This is a genomic window from Plantactinospora sp. DSM 117369, from assembly GCF_053764795.1.
Genome location: NZ_CM132446.1, coordinates 1,410,189 through 1,435,416, shown reverse-complemented (window position 1 = coordinate 1,435,416; position 25,228 = coordinate 1,410,189). Strand labels below are relative to the sequence as shown.

At 70.9% G+C, this 25,228-nt stretch carries 24 protein-coding genes, 1 tRNA gene, 1 other RNA gene and 2 pseudogenes; 10 read left to right on the top strand and 18 right to left on the bottom strand.

All coding sequences use genetic code 11. The annotated features are described in order from the left end of the window. The first annotated feature begins 14 nt into the window (after nucleotides 1-14). Nucleotides 15-1,193 (top strand): hypothetical protein, encoded by a 1,179-nt coding sequence (locus ACSMXO_RS06580; RefSeq protein ID WP_455417044.1) that lies wholly within the window; start codon nucleotides 15-17, stop codon nucleotides 1,191-1,193. Next, entirely contained in the window at nucleotides 1,186-2,742 is a 1,557-nt protein-coding gene (locus ACSMXO_RS06575; protein ID WP_455417043.1) for a phospholipase D-like domain-containing protein, read from the top strand. Before ACSMXO_RS06580 ends, ACSMXO_RS06575 begins: the two co-directional genes overlap by 8 nt. Before the next feature lie 50 nt (nucleotides 2,743-2,792). Here the strand turns inward: ACSMXO_RS06575 and ACSMXO_RS06570 are convergent, their stop codons facing one another. Both ACSMXO_RS06570 and ACSMXO_RS06565 read right to left on the bottom strand, forming a co-directional pair. Further along, nucleotides 2,793-3,407: a hypothetical protein gene (locus ACSMXO_RS06570; RefSeq protein WP_455417042.1), complete on the bottom strand. Its 615-nt coding sequence runs from the start codon at nucleotides 3,405-3,407 to the stop codon at nucleotides 2,793-2,795. Nucleotides 3,408-4,684: 1,277 nt separating this feature from the next. Then, a pseudogene (locus ACSMXO_RS06565) lies at nucleotides 4,685-5,083 on the bottom strand (RNA polymerase sigma factor); the annotation flags it as partial. A 278-nt stretch (nucleotides 5,084-5,361) separates the two neighbouring features. Between ACSMXO_RS06565 and ACSMXO_RS06560 the strand changes: the two are divergent. Continuing rightward, a complete protein-coding gene (locus tag ACSMXO_RS06560; protein WP_346260058.1) occupies nucleotides 5,362-5,721 on the top strand; it encodes a hypothetical protein in 360 nt (119 codons plus the stop codon). A 195-nt stretch (nucleotides 5,722-5,916) separates the two neighbouring features. On the opposite strand, the gene ACSMXO_RS06555 is transcribed toward ACSMXO_RS06560, so the two are convergent. Then, nucleotides 5,917-7,137, bottom strand: coding sequence for a DUF5937 family protein (locus ACSMXO_RS06555; RefSeq protein WP_346260059.1), 1,221 nt, complete (start codon nucleotides 7,135-7,137; stop codon nucleotides 5,917-5,919). On the opposite strand from ACSMXO_RS06555, the gene ACSMXO_RS06550 reads away from it, so the two are divergent. After that, nucleotides 7,127-8,485 (top strand): MFS transporter, encoded by a 1,359-nt coding sequence (locus ACSMXO_RS06550; RefSeq protein WP_455417041.1) that lies wholly within the window; start codon nucleotides 7,127-7,129, stop codon nucleotides 8,483-8,485. The two genes, ACSMXO_RS06555 and ACSMXO_RS06550, sit on opposite strands and share 11 nt — an antisense overlap. Before the next feature lie 90 nt (nucleotides 8,486-8,575). Then, nucleotides 8,576-8,863, top strand: coding sequence for a hypothetical protein (locus ACSMXO_RS06545; RefSeq protein WP_455417040.1), 288 nt, complete (start codon nucleotides 8,576-8,578; stop codon nucleotides 8,861-8,863). Between the two features lie 91 nt (nucleotides 8,864-8,954). On the opposite strand, the gene ACSMXO_RS06540 is transcribed toward ACSMXO_RS06545, so the two are convergent. Together ACSMXO_RS06540 and ACSMXO_RS06535 are read right to left on the bottom strand one after the other, a co-directional pair. Then, on the bottom strand, nucleotides 8,955-9,488 hold the full coding sequence (locus ACSMXO_RS06540) for a GNAT family N-acetyltransferase (RefSeq protein ID WP_455417039.1): 534 nt from the start codon (nucleotides 9,486-9,488) through the stop codon (nucleotides 8,955-8,957). 117 nt (nucleotides 9,489-9,605) lie between these two features. Next, on the bottom strand, nucleotides 9,606-9,878 hold the full coding sequence (locus tag ACSMXO_RS06535; RefSeq protein ID WP_455417038.1) for a hypothetical protein: 273 nt from the start codon (nucleotides 9,876-9,878) through the stop codon (nucleotides 9,606-9,608). A 177-nt stretch (nucleotides 9,879-10,055) separates the two neighbouring features. Between ACSMXO_RS06535 and ACSMXO_RS06530 the strand changes: the two genes are divergently transcribed. After that, nucleotides 10,056-10,661, top strand: a complete 606-nt coding sequence (locus tag ACSMXO_RS06530; protein ID WP_455417037.1) for a fatty acid desaturase — start codon at nucleotides 10,056-10,058, stop codon at nucleotides 10,659-10,661. Continuing rightward, nucleotides 10,579-11,994: pseudogene (locus tag ACSMXO_RS06525) on the top strand (O-acetylhomoserine aminocarboxypropyltransferase/cysteine synthase family protein). Before ACSMXO_RS06530 ends, ACSMXO_RS06525 begins: the two are co-directional and overlap by 83 nt. A gap of 31 nt (nucleotides 11,995-12,025) precedes the next feature. Here the strand turns inward: ACSMXO_RS06525 and ACSMXO_RS06520 are convergent. Continuing rightward, nucleotides 12,026-12,427: a YbaB/EbfC family nucleoid-associated protein gene (locus ACSMXO_RS06520; RefSeq protein ID WP_455417036.1), complete on the bottom strand. Its 402-nt coding sequence runs from the start codon at nucleotides 12,425-12,427 to the stop codon at nucleotides 12,026-12,028. A gap of 156 nt (nucleotides 12,428-12,583) precedes the next feature. Between ACSMXO_RS06520 and ACSMXO_RS06515 the strand changes: the two genes are divergently transcribed. Both ACSMXO_RS06515 and ACSMXO_RS06510 read left to right on the top strand, forming a co-directional pair. Then, entirely contained in the window at nucleotides 12,584-13,150 is a 567-nt protein-coding gene (locus ACSMXO_RS06515; RefSeq protein ID WP_346260065.1) for a hypothetical protein, read from the top strand. Next, a complete protein-coding gene (locus ACSMXO_RS06510; protein ID WP_455417035.1) occupies nucleotides 13,147-13,410 on the top strand; it encodes a hypothetical protein in 264 nt (87 codons plus the stop codon). The genes ACSMXO_RS06515 and ACSMXO_RS06510 overlap by 4 nt, the downstream gene beginning before the upstream one ends. Nucleotides 13,411-13,469: 59 nt before the next feature. Here the strand turns inward: ACSMXO_RS06510 and ACSMXO_RS06505 are convergent. The 3 genes from ACSMXO_RS06505 to ACSMXO_RS06495 form a co-directional block, all read right to left on the bottom strand. Then, nucleotides 13,470-13,542, bottom strand: a tRNA-Ala gene (locus tag ACSMXO_RS06505). A gap of 94 nt (nucleotides 13,543-13,636) precedes the next feature. Next, on the bottom strand, nucleotides 13,637-14,227 hold the full coding sequence (locus ACSMXO_RS06500) for a YqgE/AlgH family protein (RefSeq protein ID WP_318402109.1): 591 nt from the start codon (nucleotides 14,225-14,227) through the stop codon (nucleotides 13,637-13,639). Nucleotides 14,228-14,238: 11 nt separating this feature from the next. Continuing rightward, nucleotides 14,239-14,376, bottom strand: coding sequence for a hypothetical protein (locus ACSMXO_RS06495; RefSeq protein WP_318402074.1), 138 nt, complete (start codon nucleotides 14,374-14,376; stop codon nucleotides 14,239-14,241). 115 nt (nucleotides 14,377-14,491) lie between these two features. Between ACSMXO_RS06495 and ACSMXO_RS06490 the strand changes: the two genes are divergently transcribed. Then, on the top strand, nucleotides 14,492-15,295 hold the full coding sequence (locus ACSMXO_RS06490) for an S-methyl-5'-thioadenosine phosphorylase (protein ID WP_455417034.1): 804 nt from the start codon (nucleotides 14,492-14,494) through the stop codon (nucleotides 15,293-15,295). 79 nt (nucleotides 15,296-15,374) lie between these two features. Here the strand turns inward: ACSMXO_RS06490 and ACSMXO_RS06485 are convergent, their stop codons facing one another. The 9 genes from ACSMXO_RS06485 to pruA all read right to left on the bottom strand — a co-directional run bounded on the left by ACSMXO_RS06485 (nucleotide 15,375) and on the right by pruA (nucleotide 25,058). Then, nucleotides 15,375-15,881 (bottom strand): hypothetical protein, encoded by a 507-nt coding sequence (locus tag ACSMXO_RS06485; protein WP_455417033.1) that lies wholly within the window; start codon nucleotides 15,879-15,881, stop codon nucleotides 15,375-15,377. Between the two features lie 218 nt (nucleotides 15,882-16,099). Further along, nucleotides 16,100-16,475: a transfer-messenger RNA gene (gene ssrA, locus ACSMXO_RS06480) on the bottom strand. Between the two features lie 213 nt (nucleotides 16,476-16,688). Further along, nucleotides 16,689-17,165, bottom strand: a complete 477-nt coding sequence (gene smpB, locus ACSMXO_RS06475; RefSeq protein ID WP_346260073.1) for an SsrA-binding protein SmpB — start codon at nucleotides 17,163-17,165, stop codon at nucleotides 16,689-16,691. Between the two features lie 135 nt (nucleotides 17,166-17,300). Continuing rightward, nucleotides 17,301-18,176, bottom strand: coding sequence for a permease-like cell division protein FtsX (gene ftsX / locus ACSMXO_RS06470; protein WP_346260074.1), 876 nt, complete (start codon nucleotides 18,174-18,176; stop codon nucleotides 17,301-17,303). A gap of 100 nt (nucleotides 18,177-18,276) precedes the next feature. Further along, nucleotides 18,277-18,957, bottom strand: coding sequence for a cell division ATP-binding protein FtsE (gene ftsE / locus ACSMXO_RS06465; protein ID WP_101369892.1), 681 nt, complete (start codon nucleotides 18,955-18,957; stop codon nucleotides 18,277-18,279). 164 nt (nucleotides 18,958-19,121) lie between these two features. Continuing rightward, entirely contained in the window at nucleotides 19,122-20,243 is a 1,122-nt protein-coding gene (gene prfB, locus ACSMXO_RS06460; protein ID WP_346260075.1) for a peptide chain release factor 2, read from the bottom strand. A 109-nt stretch (nucleotides 20,244-20,352) separates the two neighbouring features. Next, on the bottom strand, nucleotides 20,353-20,865 hold the full coding sequence (locus ACSMXO_RS06455; protein ID WP_346260076.1) for a PadR family transcriptional regulator: 513 nt from the start codon (nucleotides 20,863-20,865) through the stop codon (nucleotides 20,353-20,355). Nucleotides 20,866-21,291: 426 nt separating this feature from the next. Continuing rightward, nucleotides 21,292-22,923 (bottom strand): protein kinase domain-containing protein, encoded by a 1,632-nt coding sequence (locus ACSMXO_RS06450; RefSeq protein ID WP_455417032.1) that lies wholly within the window; start codon nucleotides 22,921-22,923, stop codon nucleotides 21,292-21,294. 506 nt (nucleotides 22,924-23,429) lie between these two features. Then, nucleotides 23,430-25,058: an L-glutamate gamma-semialdehyde dehydrogenase gene (gene pruA, locus ACSMXO_RS06445; RefSeq protein WP_346260077.1), complete on the bottom strand. Its 1,629-nt coding sequence runs from the start codon at nucleotides 25,056-25,058 to the stop codon at nucleotides 23,430-23,432. Nucleotides 25,059-25,228 lie beyond the last annotated feature (170 nt).

The following is a 25,228-nucleotide window of genomic DNA, read 5'->3' as shown; positions in this document are numbered from 1 at the left end:
GTGCGGGGTGTCGCATGATCGAGTTCGTCCCGGCCGACCCGCCCGCCGAGCCGGCGCCCGGGACCGTCGCCGTACTGCCCGAGGTGCTGGTGCCGATCCGCTGGTGGCGCGGGGTGTCGTTCGAACGCGCCGCGCCGGTGCAGATGACCCCGCTGGAGCGGTTCGTGCTGGAGTTGGCGATGACCACCGGCCGGGCCGACCCGGACGAGTTCTTCGAGATCACCAACCTGCCCGGGGTGACGCTGCTGCCGGTGGCGGCGCGCCGGCTGGTCGCCGCCGGGGCACTGGGCCGGGACGGCGACGGGTACCGGCCACTGTCGCCCGGCGCCGAGCGGGCCGCCCGGACCCGGACGGTGTACCGGAAGCGGCAGGTCAGCCTGGACGTCGTACTCCTGCCGCGCACCGGCGACCTGCTCGTGCTCGACCCGCGCTCCTCCGGGCTGCGCGAGGTCGAGCGGCTCCGCCCCCGGGCGGCCGGGAACGCCCCGATGCCGCCCCGGCTGGCCGGCAGCACGCTCACCGACGAACTGCGCGCCCGGCTGGCCGCCGGCACGGTCGCCGGGGTGGGCGAGGAGACCACCGAGGTGGCAGAGCCCGTGACCCAGTCGCCGGTGATCAGCCGCAACGGCTGGTGCCCGGTGTACCGGTGCCGGGGCGAGCTGCGGGTCGACGGCGACCGGTACCGCCCGGTCCTCACCCTGCCCGGGGACGGCAAGCGCGATCCGGTGAGCCTCGACCTGCCCGGCGCGGTCGGGCTCGCCGAGCACTGGCTCGGGCTGGTCGACGCGCTGCACGACCCGGCAACCCGGGCCCGGGCCTGGGACGGGCTGCTCGGTTGGACGCAGCGGGTGGCGCCCCGGACGGACCGGACCGGACCGGGCCGGTGGCGCTGCTCGATCTCCGGGGCGATCGCCCGGCGCCTCGCCGACCAGGGCCGGAATCTCGCGCTGCCGCTCGGGTTGGCCGCCCGGAGCGAGGACGCCGTGGTCGAGGTGGCGATCGACCTGGTCGGTGCCGACCGGACGGCCGAGGCGCTGATCGAGGTGGATCGCCGGATCACCGCCGCTGCCGAGCCGGGTGCCGACGTCACGGCCCTGCCCCGCAGCCCCGAGCTGCGCGACCGGGCCTGGCGGCTGGGATTCCCCGGTCTGGTGTACGCGCTGCGCGAGGCGGAGGACTTCCGTTATGCCTGACGGTGCTGTGCTGCCGGAGGAGCTGGATCTGGGCGCGGTCACCGCACCGGAGGGATATTTCCTGCTCCGGAACGCACCCGGGCAGCCGTTCCTCGACGCGCCCGACACCGACCGGGAATACCGGCACCGGTTCACCTACCGGGGTTCCGTCACCTCGATCCGGCGGGCGGCGATCGAGTTGATCCAGGGCGCCCGGCACAAGATTTTCCTGGCCAGTTTCCGGATCGGCGACCGGGAACTGCTGGACGCGCTCTTCGCCGCCGTGGACCGGCTGCACGGCGGGGTCTACGTCGTCACCTCCTGGACCGAGCAGTCGCTCAAGCGCGACCTGTCCAGTCTGGAGGACGTCGACGAGGTCGACGTGCAGGCCCAGAAGAAGCAGTTCGACGAGCTGACCCGGCGCGGGATCGCGCTGCGCGGGCACGAGGGCTGCCACGCCAAGTTCCTGGTCGTCGATGACAGCGTGGCGCTGGTCTCCAGCGCCAACCTGGAGACCAGCGCCCTGGTCGACACCGAACGGAAGCGGGCGACCGGGGAAAACGGGGTGCTGGTCGGCGACCCGGCCGAGGTCGACCGGCTGGCCCGGTTCTTCACCCGGCTCTGGTTCGCCGGCTGCACCTGGGCGGCGCTGCCCGGTGCCGAGTACGCGCTGCACCGGCGTACTCCGGCACCGAGCCCGGTCACCGTGCCACCGCTGGCCGGCGGGCCGGGCGTGATCTGGACGTACGACGGCGAGGACGGTGCCGGGCCGCACCGGGAGCGGGGCATCCTCGAAGCCGTACACGACGTGATCGGTCGGGCCCGGCGGGAGCTGCTGCTCGCCACCTTCAGCCTGGTCGGCATCCGGGACCGGCCCGACCTGCTGCTCGATCCGCTGCGCCGGGCGATGGCCGCGCACGACCTCGACGTACGGCTGCTGGTCCGGGCCCGCAACAACGTCCCCGAGCACCGGGCCGACACGGCGGCCCTGGCCGAACTGGGCGTGACGGTCCACGGCGACTCGGACACCCACGCCAAGGGTGTGATCGCCGACGGCCGGTACGGTGCGCTCTTCTCGGCGAACTTCGACGCCGTACACGGGATGTTCTCCGGTGTCGAGGTCGGCACCCGGCTCGACGGCCGACCGGCCCTGGCCGAGGCCCGGCGATACTTCCGGCACGCCATGGAGCACGCCGACCTGGCCTTCGTGCCGGCGCCGACGCAGCGCGAACTCGATCAGGGGCTCGGCGCCCGGTGGCGGCGCCGCTGGCCACACGGCGAACGGCTCACGGTGTCGGCGGCGGACGCCGACTGGCGGCGGCTGGTCGACGCGGCCGCCACCGGGCCGGTGCTCTGGGAGGAGGCGGAGGACCTCCGGCTGTACGTCGGGGAGGTCGTCGCCACCCTCCGGCCGGCGCGATCGGCGCGGTTCCAGCTCACCGTGGCGGAGAGCCGGCCCGACGCCGCCACCCGGATGCGGGATTGGTACGCCGAGCGCGCCGGCACCGGCACCGGCACCGCTCGGCCGAAGCGGGGCTGCTGCCCGGCCCTGCTGACCCGGCTCCGCTGACCCGGCTCGGCGCGGCGTACCGGGCGTTCGGCCCGATCGTCCGCGCTGCGTCAGTGGTCCGGGGCCGTCTCGGCGGCGGGGCGCGGCGGCCCGCCACGCAGGGTGTACCCGAGCAGACCGCTCACCGCCAGGACGGTGGCGCAGACGGTCGCGGCGGTGCTGCCGGCCGGTTGAACCAGCCAGCCGGCGACCTGCATGTTCAGGTTCGGGCTGGGTCCCATGAACGGCAGGACCGTGACGAGGGTCCAGGTCAGCGGGGCGATCCAGCAGCGGGCGGCGCCGAGCAGAGCAGCGCCGAGGGCGGTGAGCCCGAGCATGCCCGCGGTGTCGCGCAGCACGAGGGAGAGCGGCTCGAAGCGCGCGTCGGTGGTGGCGGTGGCGAGCAGCAGCGCGATGATCGCGGTTGCGGTGACCACCAGGTGACCGGCACGACGTACCGGCCAGTTGATCGAGGCAGTACGGTCGAGGGCATCGTCGGCGCCGTTGAGGGTGTGCGCGAACGCGACCGCCGCGAGCATCACGGTGAGGCTCAGCAGCCGTGGGCTGATCGTCGGCGTCTCGGCGAAGACCGACCACAGCGCCCAGGTCGCCGCGACCGCCGCCGCGGCGGTGGTCAGCGCGAGCGGGACCCGCCGGGAGCGCAGGTACAACCCGAGCCACCTCACAGGGTCTCCCTGGGCAGGATCGACAGCAGGGCGTCGCTCCGGCAGTCCAGCACGGCCTCGCGCGCTGCCGCCATCCGGCGTCGCTGCTCGTCCTGCGGCAGGCCGACCAGCGCCTGGTACGCGCGCTCCACCCGCCTGCGCTCCCCGGATGCCCACCAGTCCTCCGGGGCCGGTGGTTGACCGGTCAGCCAGGCAGCGGCCACGGCGCGGGCCAGGTACGCCTCGGCGCTCTGCTCCGACCCGTCGCCGCAGTCCGGCTGCCAGGCCGCCCGCAGCAGGGACGGCAGGACCGGCTCGACAGAGACGTCGGCCCGGCCGGTACGCCCGATCGGTGGTCCGGGAAAGACGAGCGTGTCGGACCGGGGCCCGGCCGTGGCCGGGACCGGCCGGGCGGGGAGGGTGATCTGTCGGCTCTCCACCGCGCGGACGGGAGCGTCGGGCAGCTTGGCCGCCATCATGGTCAGGGCCTGCCGGGCCGGGCTGACCACGTCGGGCAGCAGACTGGCGTGCACCCGGGTCACGCAGACCTGCGGGCCGTCGTTGTCGCAGACCAGTTCGACGGCGCCCGGATCGACGGCCGCCGCCGCGTCGTAGCCCCCGGTGGGCATCAGCGGTACGGCCACCGCGGCGCCGAGCACCGCCGGGAGCACGGCCAGCGCGACCGCCCGACGGCCGACCGCGCCGAGCAGCAGGAGCCCGGTGGCCGCGAGGGCCGCCAGCCACAACGCCTGGGTGAGGTTGACCCGCGCCACGACCGTCTGGAAGTCGTGCAACTCCCCCATGTAGACCGGCGTGAGCAGCAGTGCCGCCGGCTCGGGCCGGACCACGGGATCGCCCGCGTAGGCGGCGGCACTCAGCCAGTCCGGGAGCAACCCCGCCAGGGCGACCCCGGCCACGGCGAGGGCGGGTGCGGTGACCAGCCGGGGCACCGCCCGACCAACGGCCATGCCCAGCCAGCCCGCGGCGATCACCGACAGCGCGCCGACCGCGGTGACCGCGATCGCGGTGATCGGGAAGTATCCCGCCGTCGGGACCACCCACCCGGCGGCGACGAGGAACGTCAGGGCGTACCCGGCCACCAGCGTGACCGCGAGCGCGGCGGCGGTCGGCAGGACCCGCTGCCACCGCGGCCTGGCGGTGCTGGCGAACAACTCGTCGACCCGGCTGCGCGCGTCGCGGCGGCCCAGCCACGCTCCACCGGCCAGCGCCAGCGGCCACGACAGCATCAGCATCAACCGGACGGCCACCGCCAGCTGCATCCAGCGCCCCGCGAAGCCCTGGGGGAACGACAGCAGGGCCCGCTCCAGATCGGCGTCGATCCCGCCGGCCAGCGCCTCCTCCTCGGCCGCCGGAGCCACGGTCTCGAAGGTCCGTACCGCCGGGACCCGCTCCCGGCGGGCCCGGTGGCGGAACGCGTCTATCAGCCGGTGGGCGGCGATCGTCCAGAGCCAGCCCAGGGCGCTGCCCCCGGCCGAGGCGTGCGCCTGGCTGCTGGCCGAACGCCACACCGCCAGGTAGGTCTCCTGCAGCACCTCGGCCACCACGTCGTCGTCGGCGCAGCGCCGGCGCAGCCGTACCGTCAGCCAGGGCGCGGTACGCCGGTACAGCTCGTCGAAGGCACGCCGGTCGCTCCGCGCGACGCGGCGCAGCAGCTCACCCTCGTCGAGCCCGTCCAAGCTCCCTCTCACACCAGGCAAGACGACGGGCAGACCCCTCGGAGTTCTCGGATGTCTATGGCCTCAGTCACATTAGCGACCAGACGTTCCGCCGGAACCGTCGACGACCAGCGGCCGAGGTCTCCCGCCCGCAGACGACAGCCCGAGCTGGTCCGATTCGTAGTCGGACGTACCGACCTCTCGAAGCCTGCGGCCCGCCACCATCGACGTGGCGTCCATGCCACTGGGCGGCAAGCGCCGATGCTGTGGTGGACGGTTTTCTGCCGGTAGGAGGACGCATGACGCTGGGGCGAACGCTGGTGATCGGTATCGATCCCGTCAGGATCCCTGGCTGGGATCCTGAGCCTGTCGTCGCGGCGATAGCCCGTGGCCAGGCCCGTTTCGCCGATCACGGCATCGAGGCCGACCTGTGTTTGGTGGTACCCGACGAGAACCCCGAGGGAGCGATCGTCGAGGCGCTGACCCGAACGGACTACGCCTGCGTGGTCATCGGGGGCGGTATTCGCAAGCACGAGCCGTTGCTCGAGTTCTTCGAGAAGGTGGTCAACCTTGTCCGGCAGCATGCACCCGGCGCGGCCATCGCCTTCAACAGCAGTCCCGAGGACACCGCCGACGCCGCACTCCGGTGGTTGCGGTAGGCGTCAATCACCCAACGTAACCTACTGACCTGGCACGGATCTGGCACGCTGCTCCCCCGTTGTGCGTGGTCGGCCGGCCAATGCTGGCCGGAGGCCGCCAGCAGGTCGGGGCCGGATTTTGCCCCGGACCCCTCAGGCGGAAGCAACGAACCAACGTCGACCTCGTCTTCCTGCCCACGTACGGGTCCTGGCTGTTCAGCGCCCGAGGACGTCCACCAGTTGCTGCCCCAGGCCGGTGCAGGCCTCCATGTCCAGGCGGTACGTCACGTAGCGGCCGCGGCGCGCCGAGATCAGCAGCCCGGCCGCCTTCAGCACCGCGAGGTGCCTGGACACCTCCGGCGCCGTCACCCGCCAAAAGTCGGCCAGCTCGCCGGTCGTGTGCGGACCTCGGGCGAGCGTGCGGCAGAAACGTAGCCGCAGCGGGTGCGCAAGCGCGGTCAGCCGAGCATCCAGCTCGTCCACCCGCAACACCGGGCGCGGGTCCCAGCCCGGCGCCGGGTACTGCAGCACGGGCAGCCAGCCGGGCGCGTACACGACGGTCATATGCGGTGCGCCGTACGCGCTCGGGATGAGCGTCATCCCGCCGCCGCGACCGTCTGCGGTCTGGTCCTGCAGCTTGTCGATCGTCAACATGCCGCGCTCGGTGTCGACCCCGATTGCGTGCGAGATCCGGCCGAGGGCGCCGATACCCTCGCGGGCCAGGTCGAAGCGTCGACGGTCGGCTTCCTCGGCGAGCGCTGGGCGGACGCGTTTCCAGACCGGGGCGAAGAAGGCGGACTCGCAGGCGAGCAGAAAGCGTCGTACCCGCTCGCGCTCGGCGGCCGGATCGGCGAGCACCCGCTCGGCCCACGCCGCCTGCCGCGGCCCTCGGGCGCGGGCCGCGGCCAGCGCCCGCTGCCGCACGATCGGGTCACGCAGCGGCGACCACATTCGCGGCGCCGGTGAGACGGCCCGATGGGCGGCGAGCGCCGCAGCGACCCAGCGCTCGTCGTCCAGGCGGTCGACGTCGTCCAGTTCCTCGCGCAGGCTCGGCCGTGGGTCGGACGGGAACAGAAAGTCGGCCCGGCCGGAGTGCCAGAGCAGACCAAATTCCTCGAGGTCTGGAGCCAGCTCTGCGGGAAGGGCAGCCGCCATCATCGCAACCGCCGCGGCGGTGTCCGGATGATGCTGCGGCTCCGCGAGCACGTGCAGCACCGCGCCGAGCTCCGCGAGCGGCGACGGCGTTATCCGGATCCGATCGGCTGGTACGCCGGCGATGTCGACCGAGGTAACCACAGTACCGATCATGGCAGGGGTCCGCGCCCGGTCATACCGATTGACGTGGTTTGTCAATCGACGAGGCATGGATTGACGACGCTGGCCAACCGGGGTCCCTTCGCAGCCGTACGGCCGGACGATCGGAGCCGTGACGACCACCCGTACGACGCTTCGTGAGCTGGTCCGCATCCCGGGCGGCGGCCGCTACGCGCTCAGCGCCACAGTCGAGGCAGCGACCTCCGGGATGCTGCGCCCGTTCATCGTGATCTACGCCGTGCTGATCGGGCTCAGCGCGTGGCAGGCCGGTATGACGCTGACCGTCGGCATGCTGGCCGGCCTCGGCGCCGTCCCGCTCGCCGGATGGTGGATCGACCACGGAGCGCGGCGGGCCCCCGCCGTCGCCGCGCTACTGGTGCGAGCGGTGGGGTCGCTGCTGCTTGCCCTGGTGCCCGGCATCGCCGGATTCGCGATCGGTGCGGTGCTCATCGGCGTCGGCACGCAGATCGCTCCACCCACCAATTCCGCGCTGGTCGCCGCGCTGGCTGGCCCGGCCCAGCGTACGGCGGCGCTGGCCGCGGGCCGCTCGCTGCGCAACGCCGGCCTGGGCGCCGGCGCCCTGCTCGGCACGGTTCTGGTCGCGAGCGGGCCGGAGGTGCTCCGCTGGCTCGCGCTGGCGACGGCGCTCGGGTGCGCGTTCGGCGCGGCGGTGATCGCCCGGGTGCCGCTGCCCCATCAAGATGTTCCGGCCCCCGCCCCGGCTGCGGCGACGAAGGAAGCGCGCGGTGCCGGCCTACGCACCGTTACCATCCTGGCTCTGGCCGGCATTCCGTACGCGTTTTACGCCGACATCCTCGAGATCGCCCTGCCGCTGCTGCTGGTGCAGGACCTGCACGCGTCCCTGGCGTGGCCCTCGGGCATCTTCGTCGCCAACACCGTCATGGTGATTGCGCTGCAGCTGGTCGTTGTCGTGCGCCTCGCGAAGTGGCCACACCGCACCGTGCTCTTCTGGTCCGGCCTGTTGCTCGCCGGCTCCTACCTCGCCTTCTGGCTCGGCGGCGCGACCGGCGGCGGCCCCGGCACGGCGCTCGTCGCGCTGGTCATCGTGCCTTACACGCTGGGTGAAATTCTCTACACCGGCAGCAGCGTGCCGCTGGTGATCGAGTCAGCACCGCCACACCTGATGGGGCGCGCGCTCGCCCGCTGGCAGCTCAGCTACGGCCTGGCCCGGGCCGTCGATCCCATCATCATCACCGGTCTGCTCACCCTGGGCGCGGCGGCGCTGTGGCTGCCGCTGGCCGCCGCGACCCTGCTGGGCGCAACGACGGTGCGCCTGGGCACTCGACGGCATCGTCTCCACCGATCGCCCGGGCAGTCCATGAGTCATGCCGCGGCAGATGGCGAAAGCCCGGCCGTCGATGGTCCCCTGACCAAGAGCGTTCACGGTGAGACTGTTACGTCCAGATCTGTGAAAGCCGGAGGTTGGACCCCTCCCGGCTACTCGACCTGAGAGCACCAAACGCTTGGTCCCGGCTCACCCTGATCGTGCGTCCCAGGCGAGGTAGTCCAGTGGGCGGAGTTGTCCGTGGGGTGGCCCGTCGTGCTGAAGCCAGTGGCGAGCGCGGGTACGGACAACGTCGTGTCATGCGCGTCGGCGGTGGATCTGCTGGCGCTCTCCCTCACCGATCCCAGGGCATTCGCCACGCTCGACGACATCGCCTACCGGATCATCGAGCGTCCGCGTCACGTTTCCCTCATCAATCCGTACGCGTGGGGACGGGTGCCGCCCGACGATGCGCTGGCCGAGATCCGCGCGCTGCCGTCGTACGCTCACGACTGCTGGCGTTCCCGGCTGGACACCAGATCCCACGGACGATCGACGTGGTGACCTCACCGGGCTTCGTCTATCTCATCTCACCGGATCGGCAGCAGATCATCAACGACTGCGCCCGGATCCGCGAGATCGAGCAGGAGTATCTCTATGTGTCCTGATGAGCAGCCTTCCACGCCGCCGCCGTCATTCGGTAGAGCAGGCAGTCCCGGCCACCGCCGTCCAGGCGACGACCGTCCGGGACCGCACCGATCTTTTCGACAGCACGCCGGGAGCGGGCGTTCTCCGGAGCGATCAGGAAGATCACCGAGTCGACCTGGCGAAACGCGTGGCGCAACATAAGCTGTTTCATTTCGCCGTTGACGGCTCCACCCCAGTACTTCCGAGCGAGGAACGTCCACCCAATCTCGATCTCGCTGGCCTCGGGGTCGTACCCGTGATACCGGGACGCGCCCATGATCTCGCCGTCGGAGGTGTCCTCGGCGATCAGCGCGCCGCCGGAACCGAGCGCGTCGTCGAAGAAGCGGCGGAACGCCTGCGGGGTGTGACGCTGCCGGTCCGGGTGCTGCGCCCAGATCAGCGGATCGGAAGCCACCAGTTGCAGACCGGACAGGTCGTCGGCGGTGAGCGGCCGGAGACGGACGAGGGTGCCGGTGAGCACGGGTTGTCGGTCAAAGGACACGACGATCAGGCTACGGGTCGGCGGAGCGCGACGGGGATCGCTGTTGTGCACCAGTTCGGCATCACGAGACTTGAGAGATCATGGAGGTTCGGTCTTGGGCGCCATCACATGGGCGTATCAGGGCAGGCGGTACACGATGTACCGTTTCCCGGCCGACGTCGAGAAGGACATCAAGACGCTCAACACGAGCGACAACTGGCACCCCTGCTCGCCTGGAGCACGGACATCGCCCTGATCGCCGGATACGCCGCCGCCTGCCATCTGATCTCGTGGTGGCTGTATCCGGTAGCGGTCCTTGTCATCGGCGCGCGCCAGCGCGGCCTGTCGACCATTCTGCACGACTGCGCCCACGGCGTCGGCCGCCGCCGACAGGAGGCCGCGAATGATCATCGGTACGGTGCTGACAGCGTACCCGATCTTCCAGACGCACTATGCCTACAAGACCTCCCACGTCTTCACCCATCAACCCAGACTGGGAGATCCGGATGGTGACCCGGACCTGCAGTTCTTCATGGAGGAGAGGTTTACACGCCAGCCTCGCGGGCCCGGTACATCGGTCGCGTACTGGTGTGGCCGGCTCTCGGCCGACAGACCGTCGCATATCTGCGTTACCTGGTCCGCAACCGGTACCTGGTCTTGCAGGGCAAGGGCCGGCCCGAACAGACGCGGTCACCGGTTCAGCGCCGGAAGAAGCGCTTGGACGTGGCGGCCTTCTGGTCGTTCTGGACCGTCGTCGCCGGTCTGTGCTGGTACGCAGGCGCCCTCGACGGACTGCTGCTGTTCTGGGTAATCCCGTTCCTGACCAGCTTCCAGATCCTCGGTTGGTACATCGAACTGTCCGAGCACACGCCACTGGTCCGGGACCACAGCATCGATCTCTACATGACACGCAACCGCAAGAGCCGCGGCCTGGAAAAATGGCTGACCGGAATTCACAATGACAACTACCACCTGGAACATCATCTGGATCCTCGGACGCCGTTCTGGAATCTGCACAAGGCCCGGCAGATCCGGCTGCGGGATCCCAACTACGCGGCGCTGGACGCGGCCACCGGCGGACTCTGCACCAAGGGTCCGGAGGACCAAACGAGTGCCCTCACCAGCATCATCCGCATGCTCAACGAGCAACCAGCACCGGCCGGTAGGACGGAGCCGCACCGTGTCGCGGCATGACGAGGCGGGCCGCGCCCAAGGTGCGGAACCGGGCGGGGCCTACGTCAACCGGGAGAGCGCCGCCGTCCATGGCGGTTCCGAGGTTCGGCTGGGCCTGACAACACCGGTGGTGACGCCCATCTTCCAGACCGCGGCGTTCATGCTTCCCAGCGTCGAAGCGGCAGCCGGCATTTTCGATCTCCAAGCGGACGGGCACGCCTACAGCCGGTTGAACAACCCGACCTGTGACGTGCTCGAGGAGCGGATGGCGCGGATCGACGGCGGCGTCGCCGCGCTCGCGGTGGCGTCCGGACAGGCGGCGACCGCCCTGGCGGTGCTCAACCTGTGCCAGGCCGGCGACAACCTGGTCAGCTCGCAGGAGTTGTACGGCGGCAGCTGGCTGCCGCTGGCCAAGACCCTGAGCCGGTTCGGCATCGAGACGCGCTTCGTCAGCCCGGACGACCCGAAGAACTTCGCGGCCGCGACCGACGACCGGACCCGATGCTACTTCGGAGAGACGCTGCCCAATCCACGGTTGCGACTGTTCCCAATCGAGGAGGTGGCCAAGCTGGGTCGTGCCTTGGGCGTTCCGCTGATCCTCGACAACACGATGCTTCCGTACGCCTGCCGGCCGATCGAACACGGCGCCGATATCCTGATCTATTCGCGACCAAGTGCATCGGCGGGCACGGCTCGACGTTGGGTGGCCTGATCGTGGACAGCGGGCGCTTCGACTGGGCTGAGCATGCACGCCGGTTCCCGCTGCTGACCCAACCCGACGAGGCGCACGGCGGTGTGGTGTGGACCCGGACGGGCACGAAGCTGAGCGGCGCGCTCGGACGCAGTGCCTATCTACTGAAGATGCGCGAGACGCTGCTGCGTGATCTCGGACCCTGCCTGAGCCCGTTCAACGCCTTCCTTCTGCTGCAGGGCCTGGAGACACTTCCGCTGCGGATCCGCGCGCACTCGGACAACGCGCTGGCCGTCGCACGGTTCCTTGCCGAGCACCCTAAGGTTGCCGGTGTCATCCATCCGAGTCTGGCCACCGGGACGGAAGCCGAGCGCGTCGCGCGCTACCTGAACGGTGGCTTCGGGCCCCTGGTCTTCTTCGAACTGACCGGCGGCCACGCGATGGGCGTCCGGTTCATGGAGACGCTCCGGCTGATCTCATGTTACGAATATCGGGGACGTGCGGTCGTACGCCACCCATCCCGCCTCGACGACCCACGCGCAGCTTCCGGAAGCCGAGCAGCGGGCGGCCGGGGTGACGCCGGGCGGCGTCCGCGTGGCGGTCGGCGTCGAGCATCCGGACGACCTCATCGCCGATCTCGCGCAGGCGTTGGAGCGGGCGTGACCGGCCGGCGACGGGTGGGGAACTTCGACTCCTACCTGCCGTCGATAGCGTCGAAGAGGCGCCGGCGCATCACCTCGAACTCCCCGGACACGTCCTGGGCCATTCGATCGAAATCATCGGCAGCTCGGGCGGCAGCGGCCGCAGCGGACGGAGTACCGGCAGGGTCACCAGCATCGGCGGCCCTGGCAAGCTCCTGTCCCACCTGAACGCCCAGATCCTCGTGCGCGTGGCGCAGCGCCTCCAGGATCGACGCGCTCAGCGCCGCAGGGGCCTGCCGCATCGCCTCGGCGTCGATGGTGAGTTCGCTGGGGATGCCGCCACCGTTGATGGCGGCCCCCACCAGCCCGTCCTCCGATCGCCCATGTCCGCTGACCCGGTCAAGGGCAGCCAGCACCGGATCGGCGACGGGGTCCCGCTCGGGCTCGCGGCTCATTACCATGGGTCCACCTCTCGACCACCCAGCGATGCCTCACCATACCGTCGATGCACGTTCGATCGGAGGCCGCGAATGGATGTATCGCCCGAGGCGCGATCGACGATCCGAACTCGTCCTGCCGGTGGCGCGTCCCGCTCGGCGCTCGGCCGAGGTATGGAATTCGCGGGCGCCGCGCTGCTGGCCGCCTCGACCGTCGTGGCGATCGTCGCCGTCGTGCTGCTCGGCATCCGGTGGGTGTCCGGGGACGACCTACGATTCGCCACCAGTCTGTTCCTCTGGGCGGGACGAGGGATCTGCGTCGCCGCACCGCTGATGTTCGTCGGCAGGTACCTCCGTCGCCAGGCAGCGCTGCTCAGAGACTTCACGTTGGTGCTCGACGACGCCGGAGCGCACTGGTCCGGCGCCGTCGCCGGATCCGTCGCCTGGACGGAGCTGGACCACGTCGTCGTCACGGCCCGACCCCGCCGGTCGCGTCGGCTGATCTTCGCAAGGCGGGTACCCGGACAGGCCGGCCCGACCGACGCGACCGTCCAGGCCTCCCCCGTGAGACATCTCGTGCAACGCCTGGTCAACCCGTCCCGCTGGATCCTTGACGTACCCCTCGACCGCTTCGAGCAGCCACCGGAGGCGCTGGTGAGGGTCATACGTTCGGCATCCGGCGGCCGATTTCCCGATCTCTACCCGACCGAGCAGTTTCCCCAAATCGAGGAGACCTCATGAGCGACATATCGGCCGACCCAGATCACCTGCGCGGCGTCGCAGCCAGGCTGGCAGAGCTGGCGGGCCGGGTTGACGTCCTGTCCCGCGGCCTCAGCGACGGGGGCGCGGTGCCGGACCGGAGCCAGTTCCCCGAACTCCCCGTCGGAGAGCAGGCCGCCACGGTCTGGAGAGTTTTGGCACGCTACAGGCAAGAAGCACGGCCGCCGCCTGATCTGGCACAGATCTGGCACGTAGAGGAATTCGACACCCTAAGACAGTGATAGCCCTGGTTCCCCGGGATCACTCCCGACCAGGGCTATCGCCATGTCTCACGCAAGGGTGGAGCCGAGGGGACTCGAACCCCTGACCCCCACACTGCCAGTGTGGTGCGCTACCAGCTGCGCCACGGCCCCTTGCTTTACTGCCTGCCCGGTCTCCCGGGCACCCGCGCAATAGTACACACCCTCGCGGCCCGGGTCATCCGAGGGGCTACCGTGCCGCCCTGGGTCAGTTGAGCAGTACGTCCGGCGGGAAGTGCGCGACCGCCGCCATGATCCCGCCCTGCCGGCGGAGCACCATCGGCCACAGGTCGTCGGGGCGCTCCATGAACGCGTCGCCGGGCAGCGCGTCCAGGACGAACCAGGAGCCCCGGGCGACCTCCTCCTCGACCTGCCCCGGCGACCAGCCCGAATAGCCGGCGAAGACGCGTATCCCGGTGACGGAATCCCGGAGCCGGTCCGGGTCGACCGAGAGGTCCACCGTGCCGACCGCCCCGGTGACCTGGTGGATGCCCTTCACCCGCTGGGTCGGGGTACGCATCCGGGCCAGGCAGATCGCCGACTCCGGCTGCACCGGACCACCCTCGAAGAGCACTGCCGGGTCCCGGGCCAGTCCGCCCCAGGCGCCGAGCACCTCGGAGACCGGTACCTCGGTGGCCCGGTTGAGCACCACCCCGAGTGCGCCGCCCGCCTCGTGGGCGACCAGCAGCACCACGGTCCGGTCGAAGTTCGGGTCCTTCAGCGCAGGGGTCGCGACCAGCAACTGCCCGGTCATCGACTCCATCGACCGTCCCCCGATCGCCTGCCCCTCGCCGAACACGCCAGCCACCGCTACTCGGCCGGCCCGAGGACCAGGAACCACTCCCCGGACCGCCGCCGCGTCTCGTCGTCGGTCACCACGACCCGGCCCTTCACCGGCCTCGCCGGATCCGCAGGATCGATGGTGATCCTGCGCGCAGTAAACGCCATGCCACGCACCATAGCTTGCGGCACTGGTGCTGGTTAAGGTCTGTAGGGCTAGTCCACAGAGCGCTTTGACGACAATTGGCAGCCCGGACGAGAGCTGAGCAGGAGAGGCGGGGGCATGGGTCCGCAGGCGGAACTCGCGGTGATCGGCGGATCCGGGCTCTACGCCCTGCTTGAGGAGGCCACCGAGCACCGGGTCGAGACGCCGTACGGGCCGCCGTCCGATCCGATCACGGTGGCGCAGGTGGCGGGTCGTACGGTCGCCTTCCTGCCCCGGCACGGACGCGACCACCGGTTTCCACCGCATCTGATTCCCTACCGGGCGAACCTGTGGGCGCTGCGGTCGCTCGGCGTACGCCAGATTCTCGCCCCCTGCGCGGTTGGCGGGCTGCGGCCGGAACTCGGCCCGGGGACGTTCGTGATTCCGGACCAGCTCATCGACCGGACGAGCGGCCGCGCCCAGACCTACTACGACCGGGGCGCGGTGCACGTCTCGTTCGCCGACCCGTACTGCCCCCGGGGCCGGGACACCGTGCTGGCCGCCACGGCCGCGCATGGGATCGAGGCGCACAACGGTGGCGCGATGGTGGTGGTGGAGGGGCCCAGGTTCTCCACCCGGGCCGAGTCGCGCTGGTTCTCCGCGATCGGTGGCGCGGTCATCAACATGACCGGGCACCCGGAGGCGGTACTCGCCCGCGAGTTGGCGCTCTGCTACACCGCTGTGGCGCTGGTCACCGATCTCGACGCCGGGGTGGAGGGTGGGCACGCTGTGACCCAGGAGGAGGTGTTCCGGGTCTTCGGCGAGAACACCGCGCGGCTGCGCGAGGTGTTGCTCGACGCGGTCGGCCGGCTCTCCACCGACCGCGACTGCCCGTGCCCGCACAGCCTCGACGGCATCAAGCTGCCGGTCGAGCTGCCCTGAGCAGGGCCGACAGCCTCGACGGCACCACGCCGCCGGTCGAGCTGCCCTGCGCACGGGCGCGGCCAATGCGGAAGTCCGGTCAGGTCTCCCCGCCGATGTCCGTCTGGTACGCCTCGTAGACCAGGTCCGCACCGCGCTGCCGGTGCCGGGACAGTTCCCGGAGCAGATCGGTGGCCCGGTTCCGGAGTTCGGTCACGCCGATGTCCGGCAGGTCGACCCGGCGTTGCAGGGCGGCCATCGTGGCGACCACCGCCGCGTGTTCCCGGATCAGCACGTGTACGCCCCGAGCCAGTCGCGGCGCGTGGTCCAGCAGTTCGGCGTAGAGCCCGTCAGGTCCCTCGGTGCTCACCATGTGCTCGGCGAAGGCGCCCCGCAGTCCACCCAGGCTGGACCGGACCCGGGGTCGCCAGCCGGGATCCCGGGCCGGCGCGGCGATCGCCTGCTCAAGGACGTGGATCTCGCCCAGCAGTGCGGCCCGGCGCCGTCGGGCCATCCGTAACGTCGTCGACCCGGTCGGCGTTGCCAACGACGGCGCCGCGGACGGCACGGAGATCGATAGTTGGTGCTGGTTCGGGTCGGTCGGCATGACCACCTCCCGCAGAGCGGCACCTACCGGAACGTAACCCCGATGGTGCGGCCCGCCGTGCACCGCTGTCGACCCTTGCGGTCCGGCTCATTTGTCCCGTACGTCCCACCGGGCACAGCGGCCCCACCAGCCACGGCGACGGCTCCGAGTCCCAGCCGGGTCGGGCTGACGTGGAGACGGCGGCGCCCCGGTCCTGCCGGACCGGGGCGCCGCTGTTGTCGTGGAGGTGCCGGGAATCGAACCCGGGTCCTTCGTCGCCTTGCCAGGGCTTCTCCGAGCGCAGCTCGCTGTGCCTCTACTCGGCCCCTCCGATCACGCGAGCGAGTCGGTGTGACGGGCCCAGTCGCTGATTAATCTCGCCGCACGGACCCCGCGACCGGGTCCGGTTGGCCAGCCTCCTAGCTGATGCCGGCTAACTGGGTCGAAGGCACTCCCAGGCCGACAGACTTGCTACCCGCCTCAGGCGGCGAGAGCGAAGTCAGCGCGATTCTGCTTGGCGCTTATTGGTTTCCGACGAACGATTCTCGAGACGACGTCGGCTTCCTCGGCTCGCTTCCCCTGCCGTAACGTACGAAGTCGAAACCAGTCACCCCCTGTGTCCCACTGGTCCGGACGCGGACCGGTGGAGTTTCCGCACCGCCTGTCGGCGGCCACCCCAAGCCTAACGCCTCGGCCCGCCGACTTCATTCCAGATACCGCCCCGCCACACCGCTCGAACCGGACGACTCGGCGGTAACGTCCGTCACAGCCGTTCCAGACGCGACTCCGGGGCCGCGACGGGCGCCGCCGGACGGCCGGACCAGACCGTCAGCCCATGCCCTTGCCACGCCGGCCGGCGACCCGGGAGATCTCGCGTTCGGCGTCCCGCTTGGCCAGATCCTGCCGCTTGTCGTACGACTTCTTGCCCTTGGCCAGGCCGATCTCGACCTTGGCCCAGCCGTCGGAGAAGTAGACCGAGAGCGGCACCAGGGTCAGGCCGCTCTCCTTCAGCTTGCCGATCAGCCGGCTGATCTCCTGGCGGTTGAGCAGCAGTTTGCGGGTACGCCGGGGTTCGTGGTTGGTCCACGTCCCCTGGGCGTACTCCGGGATGTGCATGCCGTGCAGGTAGATCTCGCCGTCCCGCTCCTGGGCGAAGGCGTCGACCAGGGACGCCCGGCCGGCACGCAGCGACTTGACCTCGGTGCCGGTCAGCGCCATGCCCGCCTCGTAGGTGTCGAGGATGGCGTAGTCGTGCCGCGCCTTGCGGTTGGAGGCGACGACCTTCCGCCCCTTCTCCCGTGGCATCGGCACACACCCCTTCCTCGTCGTACCCGTGGACAACCGCGCAATGCTACCTCGCGACACAGGGCCCCTGGCGCGCGCTTTTCACGCGCGCCAGGGGCCCTGCGGTTGATCGACAGCCGCGACCGCGGCAGAGAGCTAGACCCTCAGGTAGAACCGGAGCGTCACCCACGCGGTGATCGCGCTGACCAGGCCACCGACTCCGGCCATGAACGGGAACATCAGCAGCACCGTGCTCCACTCGATCGGCGTGAGCAGGTCGGTCAGGTCCCGCAGCGAGCCGTCGAGCAGGAAGATCTTGCCCAGCACGAGCGCGCCGAACCCGATGATCGCGCCGAGCAGGCCGGCCACCACGGCCTCCAGCACGAACGGTGCCTGGATGAACCAGTTGGAGGCACCGACCAGCTTCATCACCGCGACCTCACGGCGCTTGCTGTAGGCGGCCACCTGGATCGTGTTCGCGACCAGCAGCAGCGCGGCGATCGCCATCACCGACGCCGAGACCAGCGCCATGTTCTGGATCGCGCCGAGGATGTTGAAGATCTGTTCGAGCAGCCGGCGCTGGTCGATGATGTCGTCGATGCCCTCGCGGCCCTTGTAGGTGTCGAAGATCTTCTGGTACTGCTCCGGGTCGACGAGGTTGACCCGGAACGACTCGGGAAGCTTGTCCGCCTGCACCGCCTTGACCAGGTCGGGTGAGTCCGCGAACAGCTTCTGGAAGCGCTCGTACGCCTCCTGCTTGGACTCGTACTTGACCTCCCGGACGAGCGGGTCGCCCTCCAGGTCGGTCTGCAACTGGGTGCGCTGCTCCTCGGTCACGCCCGCGACGAGGAAGATCGACACCTCGATGTCCTTGTAGTACGCGTCTTTCATGGCGTCGACCTGGAGGTACATCAGGCCGCTCGCGCCGAGCATGGTGAGTGAGACCGCCATCGTGATGATCATCGCGATGGTCATGGTCACGTTGCGCCACAGCCCGACCAACACCTCGGACAGGACGTATTTCAAGCGCATCGGGGGGTTCCTTCCGGATCTCCGCAGGAGTCGTTCGTCGTCGAATCAGGGCCGGTGCCGGGCGCGACCGAGGGCTGGCCGCGACGGCACGACGGGGAGGTCAGCCGTAGACGCCCCGGGCCTGGTCACGCACGATGCGACCACTCTCGATCTCGATGACGCGACGGCGCATCTGGTTGACGATGTTGGAGTCGTGGGTGACCATCACGACCGTGGTGCCGGTGCGGTTGATCCGGTCCAGCAGGCGCATGATCTCGATCGAGGTGTCCGGGTCGAGGTTTCCGGTCGGCTCGTCGGCCAGCAGGATCAGTGGCCGGTTGACGAAGGCCCGCGCCACCGCGACGCGCTGCTGCTCACCGCCGGAGAGTTCGTGCGGGTAGCGGTGCTCCTTGCCGCCGAGCCCGACCAGCTCCAGCACCTCGGGCACGACCCGGCGGGCGACCGCCTTGGTCTTGCCGATGACCTCGAGGGCGAACGCGACGTTCTCGTACGCGGTGCGGTTGGGCAGCAGCCGGAAGTCCTGGAAGACGCAGCCGATCGAGCGCCGGAAGTTCGGGATCTTCCAGGAGCGCATCGAGGTGACGTCCTTGTTGTTGACCATGACCCGACCCTTGTTCGGGGTCACCTCGTGCAGCAGCAGCTTGATGATTGTCGACTTGCCGGAACCGGAGGGGCCGATGAAGAAGACGAACTCACCCTTCTCGATCGAGACCGACACGCTGTCGAGCGACGGCCGGGACGCCTTCGGGTACGTCTTCGTCACTTGCTCAAGCTGAATCACGGGTGGTGAGTCTACGCGTCGTAACGAAAAGGCCAAGCCCGGAGCCCGGCCTGTCCGGCCGACATTTATCGCGAAACTGCACTGCGTCCGGCGTCCCTCACGCCCTGCACATGGAAACGATCACCGATGTCGACGCACCGCAGCGAGGTGGACGCGAGCCGTGTTCACGCGGCGTCACCGGCGAGCTGGCGCTGCTTGCGCCACCGGATGCCCGCCTCGATAAATCCGTCCAAATCACCGTCGAACACCGAAGCCGGGTTGCCGGTCTCCTGCTCCGTACGCAGATCCTTCACCATCTGATACGGGTGCAGGACGTACGACCGCATCTGGTCCCCCCACGACCCCGCGGCGTCGGTCTTCAGGCCCTCCAGTTTGGCCTGCTCCTCCTGGCGCTTCCGCTCCAGCAGCCGGGCCTGGAGCACGCGCAGCGCGGACGCCTTGTTCTGGAGTTGGGACTTCTCGTTCTGGCAGGTGACCACGATGCCCGTCGGGATGTGTGTGATCCGCACCGCCGAGTCCGTGGTGTTCACGCTCTGCCCACCCGGCCCCGACGAACGGTAGACGTCTACCCGCAGCTCGTTTTCCGGAATGTCGATATGGTCCGTCTGTTCGGTGACTGGCAGCACCTCGACCCCGGCGAAACTGGTCTGCCGGCGCCCCTGGTTGTCGAACGGGCTGATCCGGACCAGCCGGTGCGTGCCGGCCTCGACACTGAGCGTCCCGTAGGCGTACGGGACCTTGACCGCGAAGGTGGCCGACTTCAGGCCCGCCTCCTCGGCGTACGACGTCTCGTAGACCTCGGTCGGGTAGCCGTGCCGCTCGGCCCAGCGCAGGTACATCCGGAGCAGCATCTCGGCGAAGTCGGCCGCGTCCACGCCACCGGCACCCGCCCGGATCGCCACCAGCGCCTCCCGGGAGTCGTACTCCCCGGACAGCAGGGTGCGAACCTCCATCTCCTGGATGGCCTTGGTCAGCCCGCCGATCTCCGTCCCGACCTCGCCGAGCACGCCCGCGTCGGCCTCCGCCTCGGCGAGTTCCAGCAGCACCCGGGCGTCGTCGAGCCGACCGCGCAGGCTCTCCAGCTTGGCGATCTCCCCGTTGACGTACGAAAGCTTGGAGGTCACCTCCTGCGCGCGAGCCTGGTCGTCCCACAGGTCCGGCGCGGAGGCCGCCTCCTCCAGCTCCGCCTTGGCCTGACGCAGACGATCGACATCGAGGACGGCCTCGATGTTGCGGAGCGTAGCGTCAAGATCCTTGAGTTGGTCGGCGTATTCGGCAGCGGTCACGACAGTCAAGAGTACTGGTCGTCCGCGGGACCGGGTCGCCACCGCCAGCGAAGCGCTTCGGCGCGTCCGCCGGGCGTCACCCGGACCGGCCGGCCGGGCCGGATCCGGGTCAGACCGGCGCGCTCTTCAGCCAGGACAGGGCCGCCTTGTGGTACGCCACCGCGAACTCCAGGGCGGCGGCACCGTACGAGTCACCGGCCTTCTTGGCGTCCCTGGCCTGCTCCCGGGCTGCCGCGAGCGCCTCGGTGTGGTACTCGTTGGCGCTGCTCACCAGGGTGCGCAACTGGGTGGCCGAGTGCTGCGGGCCGAAGGCCACCCGGAGTGCGGTCGGGTTACGCACCGTGTCCCGCCCCGGCGTCTCGGTGAGCCAGCGGGAAAACGTCCGTTTCCCGGCCGCGGTGATCGCGTACGGCTGGCTGGACCGGGGGCCGGGCTTGCCGAGCCGGACCAGTCCCTGCTCGGCCAACGCCGGCAACTCCCGGTAGACCTGGCTCCGGGTCATCGACCAGTACGGCGCCAAGCGCCGCTCGGCGGCAGCCATCAGTTGGCCGCCTGTCATCGGTCCTTCGTGGAGCAGCCCGAGCAGGGCTGCCGCGGTGGGATTGATTGCAACATCCGCCATGCCCTCCACGCTGCCACTTTGCTGGCGCCGCGTCCAGGATTTGGCACTATCCGCTGGTTCGTCATCTCCATTGTGCACTGTTCTGGGACGACAGTCGGATGAGGACGATCGATGGATCGGGGCTCACCGGGCACGGCGGAGCCGACCACCCGACGGGCGCGTACCGGCCCCGGTGGCGCCGTCCCGGCGCCCTCCCGGCGGCCGCACCGCGCGGGTCCCGATCGCCGTCGGCGGCCGGGACGGTCAACTTCGCGGTCCGGCGGGATCGGGTACCCCTGGGGGTCCGCTCCCGCGCGGCTCCTCGGTCGACAGCCGGCGGCTCCCTGGTCAGGGCAAGTGTCAATTGCGGAGGTTAGTCAACTTTCATCGCTTATGTGGGCTTTTGCCGCAAGGTGCTGCCTGGCCGTCCGCCCACCGATGGGCGGCTCACCGGCCGGCACAGGGCGTACACCCGCACCGGTCCGGGCCGTCGAGGCTGGACAGCATCCTGCCGTACGCCTGGCCGTTCCGCGCTGAGGGCGGGCGGTTCGGCGAACGGGGGCAGGTCGGCTCCGGCCCGGACCGCTCCAGCCGGGCGTCGGGCTCGCCGGGCGGCGTCGTACCCGGCTCGTCGGGACCGACCAGCGGATCCCGGCCGCTCTCCGGCGCGTCCGGGTCCCCGGGTCCCGGGGTGTCGCCGGGCACCGGGATCGTCCCGCCCGGTGCCGGCTCGCCGTCGACCGCCCCGGTCGGAGCGGCCGACGGCACCCCGTGGGCGGTACGCGTCGGCCCGGCACCGGACGTCGGCGGCAGGCTGCCAGCCGGCGACCCGGCACCCTCCGGCGCCGATCCGACCAGACTCGGTGCGACGGGGACGGCTCCCCGGTGCCGATCGGGCATCGTCCCCGCACCGGCCGACAGGGCGGCCAGCACTGCGGCGGTGACGATCGCACCGGCACCCACCAGCACCGCCGCGACGGGTGGCCGATGGCGGCGGACGAGACCCGGCACCGTCGACGGGGCGGGCGGCGCACTGTTGTCGGCCGAACCGGACCGGCGCCGCCCAGCGGAAACGGACGCGCCCGGGCCGGGCGGAACGGTGTCAGCCGAACCGGACCAGCCCCGGCCTGCGAGTACAGAAGTGCCCGGTCGGTAGGGGGCGCGGCCGGCGGCCGGGGCGGGCGAGCAGCCGACCGGGGCCGTCCCGGTGGCCGTGCCGGCGGCCCGGGGCCACCAGGTGACCTGGTCCGCGGCGGGCCGGGGCAGCGCGGCCAGGCCGTCCAGCGCCGGCTCCATGCCCCGTAGCCGGGCGGCGGCCCGCGCCGCGTCGGGGCGGTCGGCCGGATCGGCCGCCAGGCAGTCCTCGATGAACTGCCAGACCATCGGCGGCAGGCCCGGCGGCGGCACGGGGCGGCAGTGCCGGTGCCGGTCGAGTATCTCGGCCGGCGGCCCGCCCCGATACGGGCTGCGCCCGCTGACCAGTTCGAAGAGCACGATGCCGAGCGCGTACACGTCGCTGGCCGGGGTGGGTGGGGCGCCGTCGACCACCTCCGGCGCCACGTACTCGGGAGTGGCCTGGGTGTTCGGCCAGGCGGGTCCGGCACCCACCCGGCGGGCCGCGCCGAAGTCGACCAGCCGGACCAGGCCGCCGTCGGCCGGCACGACGAGGTTGCCCGGTTTCACGTCACCGTGCACGATGTCCCGGCCGTGCAGGTACGCCAGCGCACCGGCGAGTTGTGCCGCCACCTCGGCCGCGATCGCTGGCGGGACCGGTCCGGTGCGGTGCAGCCGCCGGCGCAGATCCACCCCCTCGACCAGCTCCATCACCAGCGCGCGGTCCCGCCCGTGCCCGAGCACGTCGCGGGGGCGTACCAGGCACGGGTGGTCGAGGCCGACGACGATCTCCGTCTCGGCGGCGAACGCTGCCACCAGGTCCGGCCGGGTCGCGGCCAGCGGGCGCAGCAACTTGACCGCCACCGGCTCGCCGTCGCGCAGGTCGACGGCCCGCCAGACGACCCCGGTCGCGCCGGAGGCGACCTCCCGTCTGAGCCGGTAACGGCCGTACAGCACCCGATCCATCACATGCCCTCCCCTGACCCCGGGTCGCCGTCCGTCCCACCGCCGCTGGCCGACGGGCGGTCACCTTCCGCTGTCTGGAAGTGACGCTAGGTCGATCGGATCAGGTGGCGAGCCGGCCCCGGCCGGGCTGGCACGAACCGGGGACGCCGGGCGGGACCGGCTGGCACGAACCCGGGACCCGGCGCCGGCCCGGACCCGACACGGAACCGGGGCCCGGCGGTGTGCCGGGCCCCGGGGTGTCGGAGCAGGAGCCGGACCGGACGCCCGGGGTGTCGGAGCAGGAGCCGGAACGGGGCCGGACTTTGGTCGACCGCCGCCGGCCCGATCAGCCCGGAGCCGGAACGCGACGCCGAGACGGCGGAGTCAGGCGCGGGCGATGACCCGATGAACTTTTCAACCTGAACCGCGCGGCGCCCACGCACCGCGTCCGACCTTGCGGTCCGCCGGACCGCAAGGGGAGGTTGGAACAGGTTCAATGACCGCCGGGAGTCGAGCCCCGGGGGGGGTCAGTCCATGTGCGGGTAGCGGTGGTCGGTTGGCGGGGCGAAGGTCTCCTTCACGGTGCGCGGCGACATCCACCGGGCCAGGTTGTGCCAGGAGCCGGCCTTGTCGTTGGTACCACTCGCCCGGGCACCGCCGAACGGCTGCTGCCCGACCACCGCACCGGTCGGCTTGTCGTTGATGTAGAAGTTGCCGGCCGCGTACCGCAGGGTCTCGGTGGCCCAGTCGACCACCCGGCGATCGGTCGCGAAGATCGAGCCGGTCAGGGCGTACGGGGCGACCGACTCGGCCTGCCGCACCGCGTCCTCGAATCGCGCGTCCTCGTAGACGTGCACCCCGAGGATCGGCCCGAAGTACTCGGTGGTGAACGACTTGTGCCCCGGGTCGTCGCACTCGAAGAGGGTCGGCCGGACGAACCAGCCGACCGAGTCGTCGGCGGTGCCGCCGGCCACGATCCGGCAGGCGGGGTCACCGGAGATCATGTCGAGTGCGGCGGTGTGCCGGGCGAACGCCTTGGCGTCGATCACCGCACCGCCGAAGTTGGTGAAGTCGGTGACGTCGCCGTACGCCAGCCCGTCGGCGGTGGCGGCCAGCCGGTCCCGCAGGCCGCCCTCCCAGAGCGAGCGGGGCACGTACGCCCGGGACGCGGCCGAGCACTTCTGCCCCTGGTACTCGTACGCACCGCGGATCAGCGCGGTGTGCAGTGCGTCCACGTCGGCGCTCGGGTGCGCGACCACGAAGTCCTTGCCGCCGGTCTCGCCGACCAGCCGGGGGTAGCCCCGGTAGTTCGCGATGTTCGCGCCGACGCCCTGCCACAGCTTCTGGAACACCTTCGTCGACCCGGTGAAGTGGATGCCGGCCAGGTCGGGGTCGGCGAGGGCGACCTCGGAGACCGCGATGCCATCCCCGGTGACCATGTTGATCACGCCGGGCGGCAGGCCGGCCGCCTCGAAGAGCCGCATGGTGAAGTGTGCCGCGAGTTGCTGGGTCGGTGCCGGCTTCCAGACCACCGTGTTGCCGACCAGCGCGGGCGCGGCCGGCAGGTTGCCGGCGATCGCGGTGAAGTTGAACGGCGTGACGGCGTAGACGAAGCCCTCCAGCGGCCGGTGGTCGAACCGGTTCCACACTCCGCTCGACGACAGCGGCTGCTCGGCAAGGAGCTTGCGGGCGAAGGCGACGTTGAAGCGCAGGAAGTCGATCAGCTCACAGGCGGAGTCGATCTCGGCCTGGATCGCCGTCTTGGACTGGCCGAGCATCGTCGCCGCGTTCAGGGTGTCCCGCCAGGGTCCGGCGAGCAGGTCGGCGGCCCGGAGGAAAACGGCGGCACGGTCGGCAAAGGACAAATTACGCCACATCGGGGCGGCTTGCTTCGCAGCCGTCACCGCCGCCTGCGCATCCGCGTTGGTTGCGTTGTGGGTGACCCCCAGCACATGCTGGTGCCGGTGCGGCGCTACGACGTCGATCGCGGCACCCGCGCCCATCCGTTGCGTACCGCCGATCGTCATCGGCAGTTCGAGCCGAACGGCTGCCAGCTCGCCGAGCCGGCGTTGCAGGCTGGCCCGCTCGGCGCTGCCGGGCGCGTAGTCACGGACCGGCTCGTTGCGCGGTTCGGGTACGGAGAGAACGGCGTCCATGGGATTCTCCTGGGCGATCTCGACAGCGACGGCGAAACCGGACCCGCGGGTGCCGACCGGTCGGCCGGGCACCTCGACCCCGTGCCCCGGGAGATGCCGGGAGTACGGGGGCGGGACCTGCGCCAATCCTTACATGGTTGCCGCCGCCGGCCCCCTCGCCGGTGGGCGAC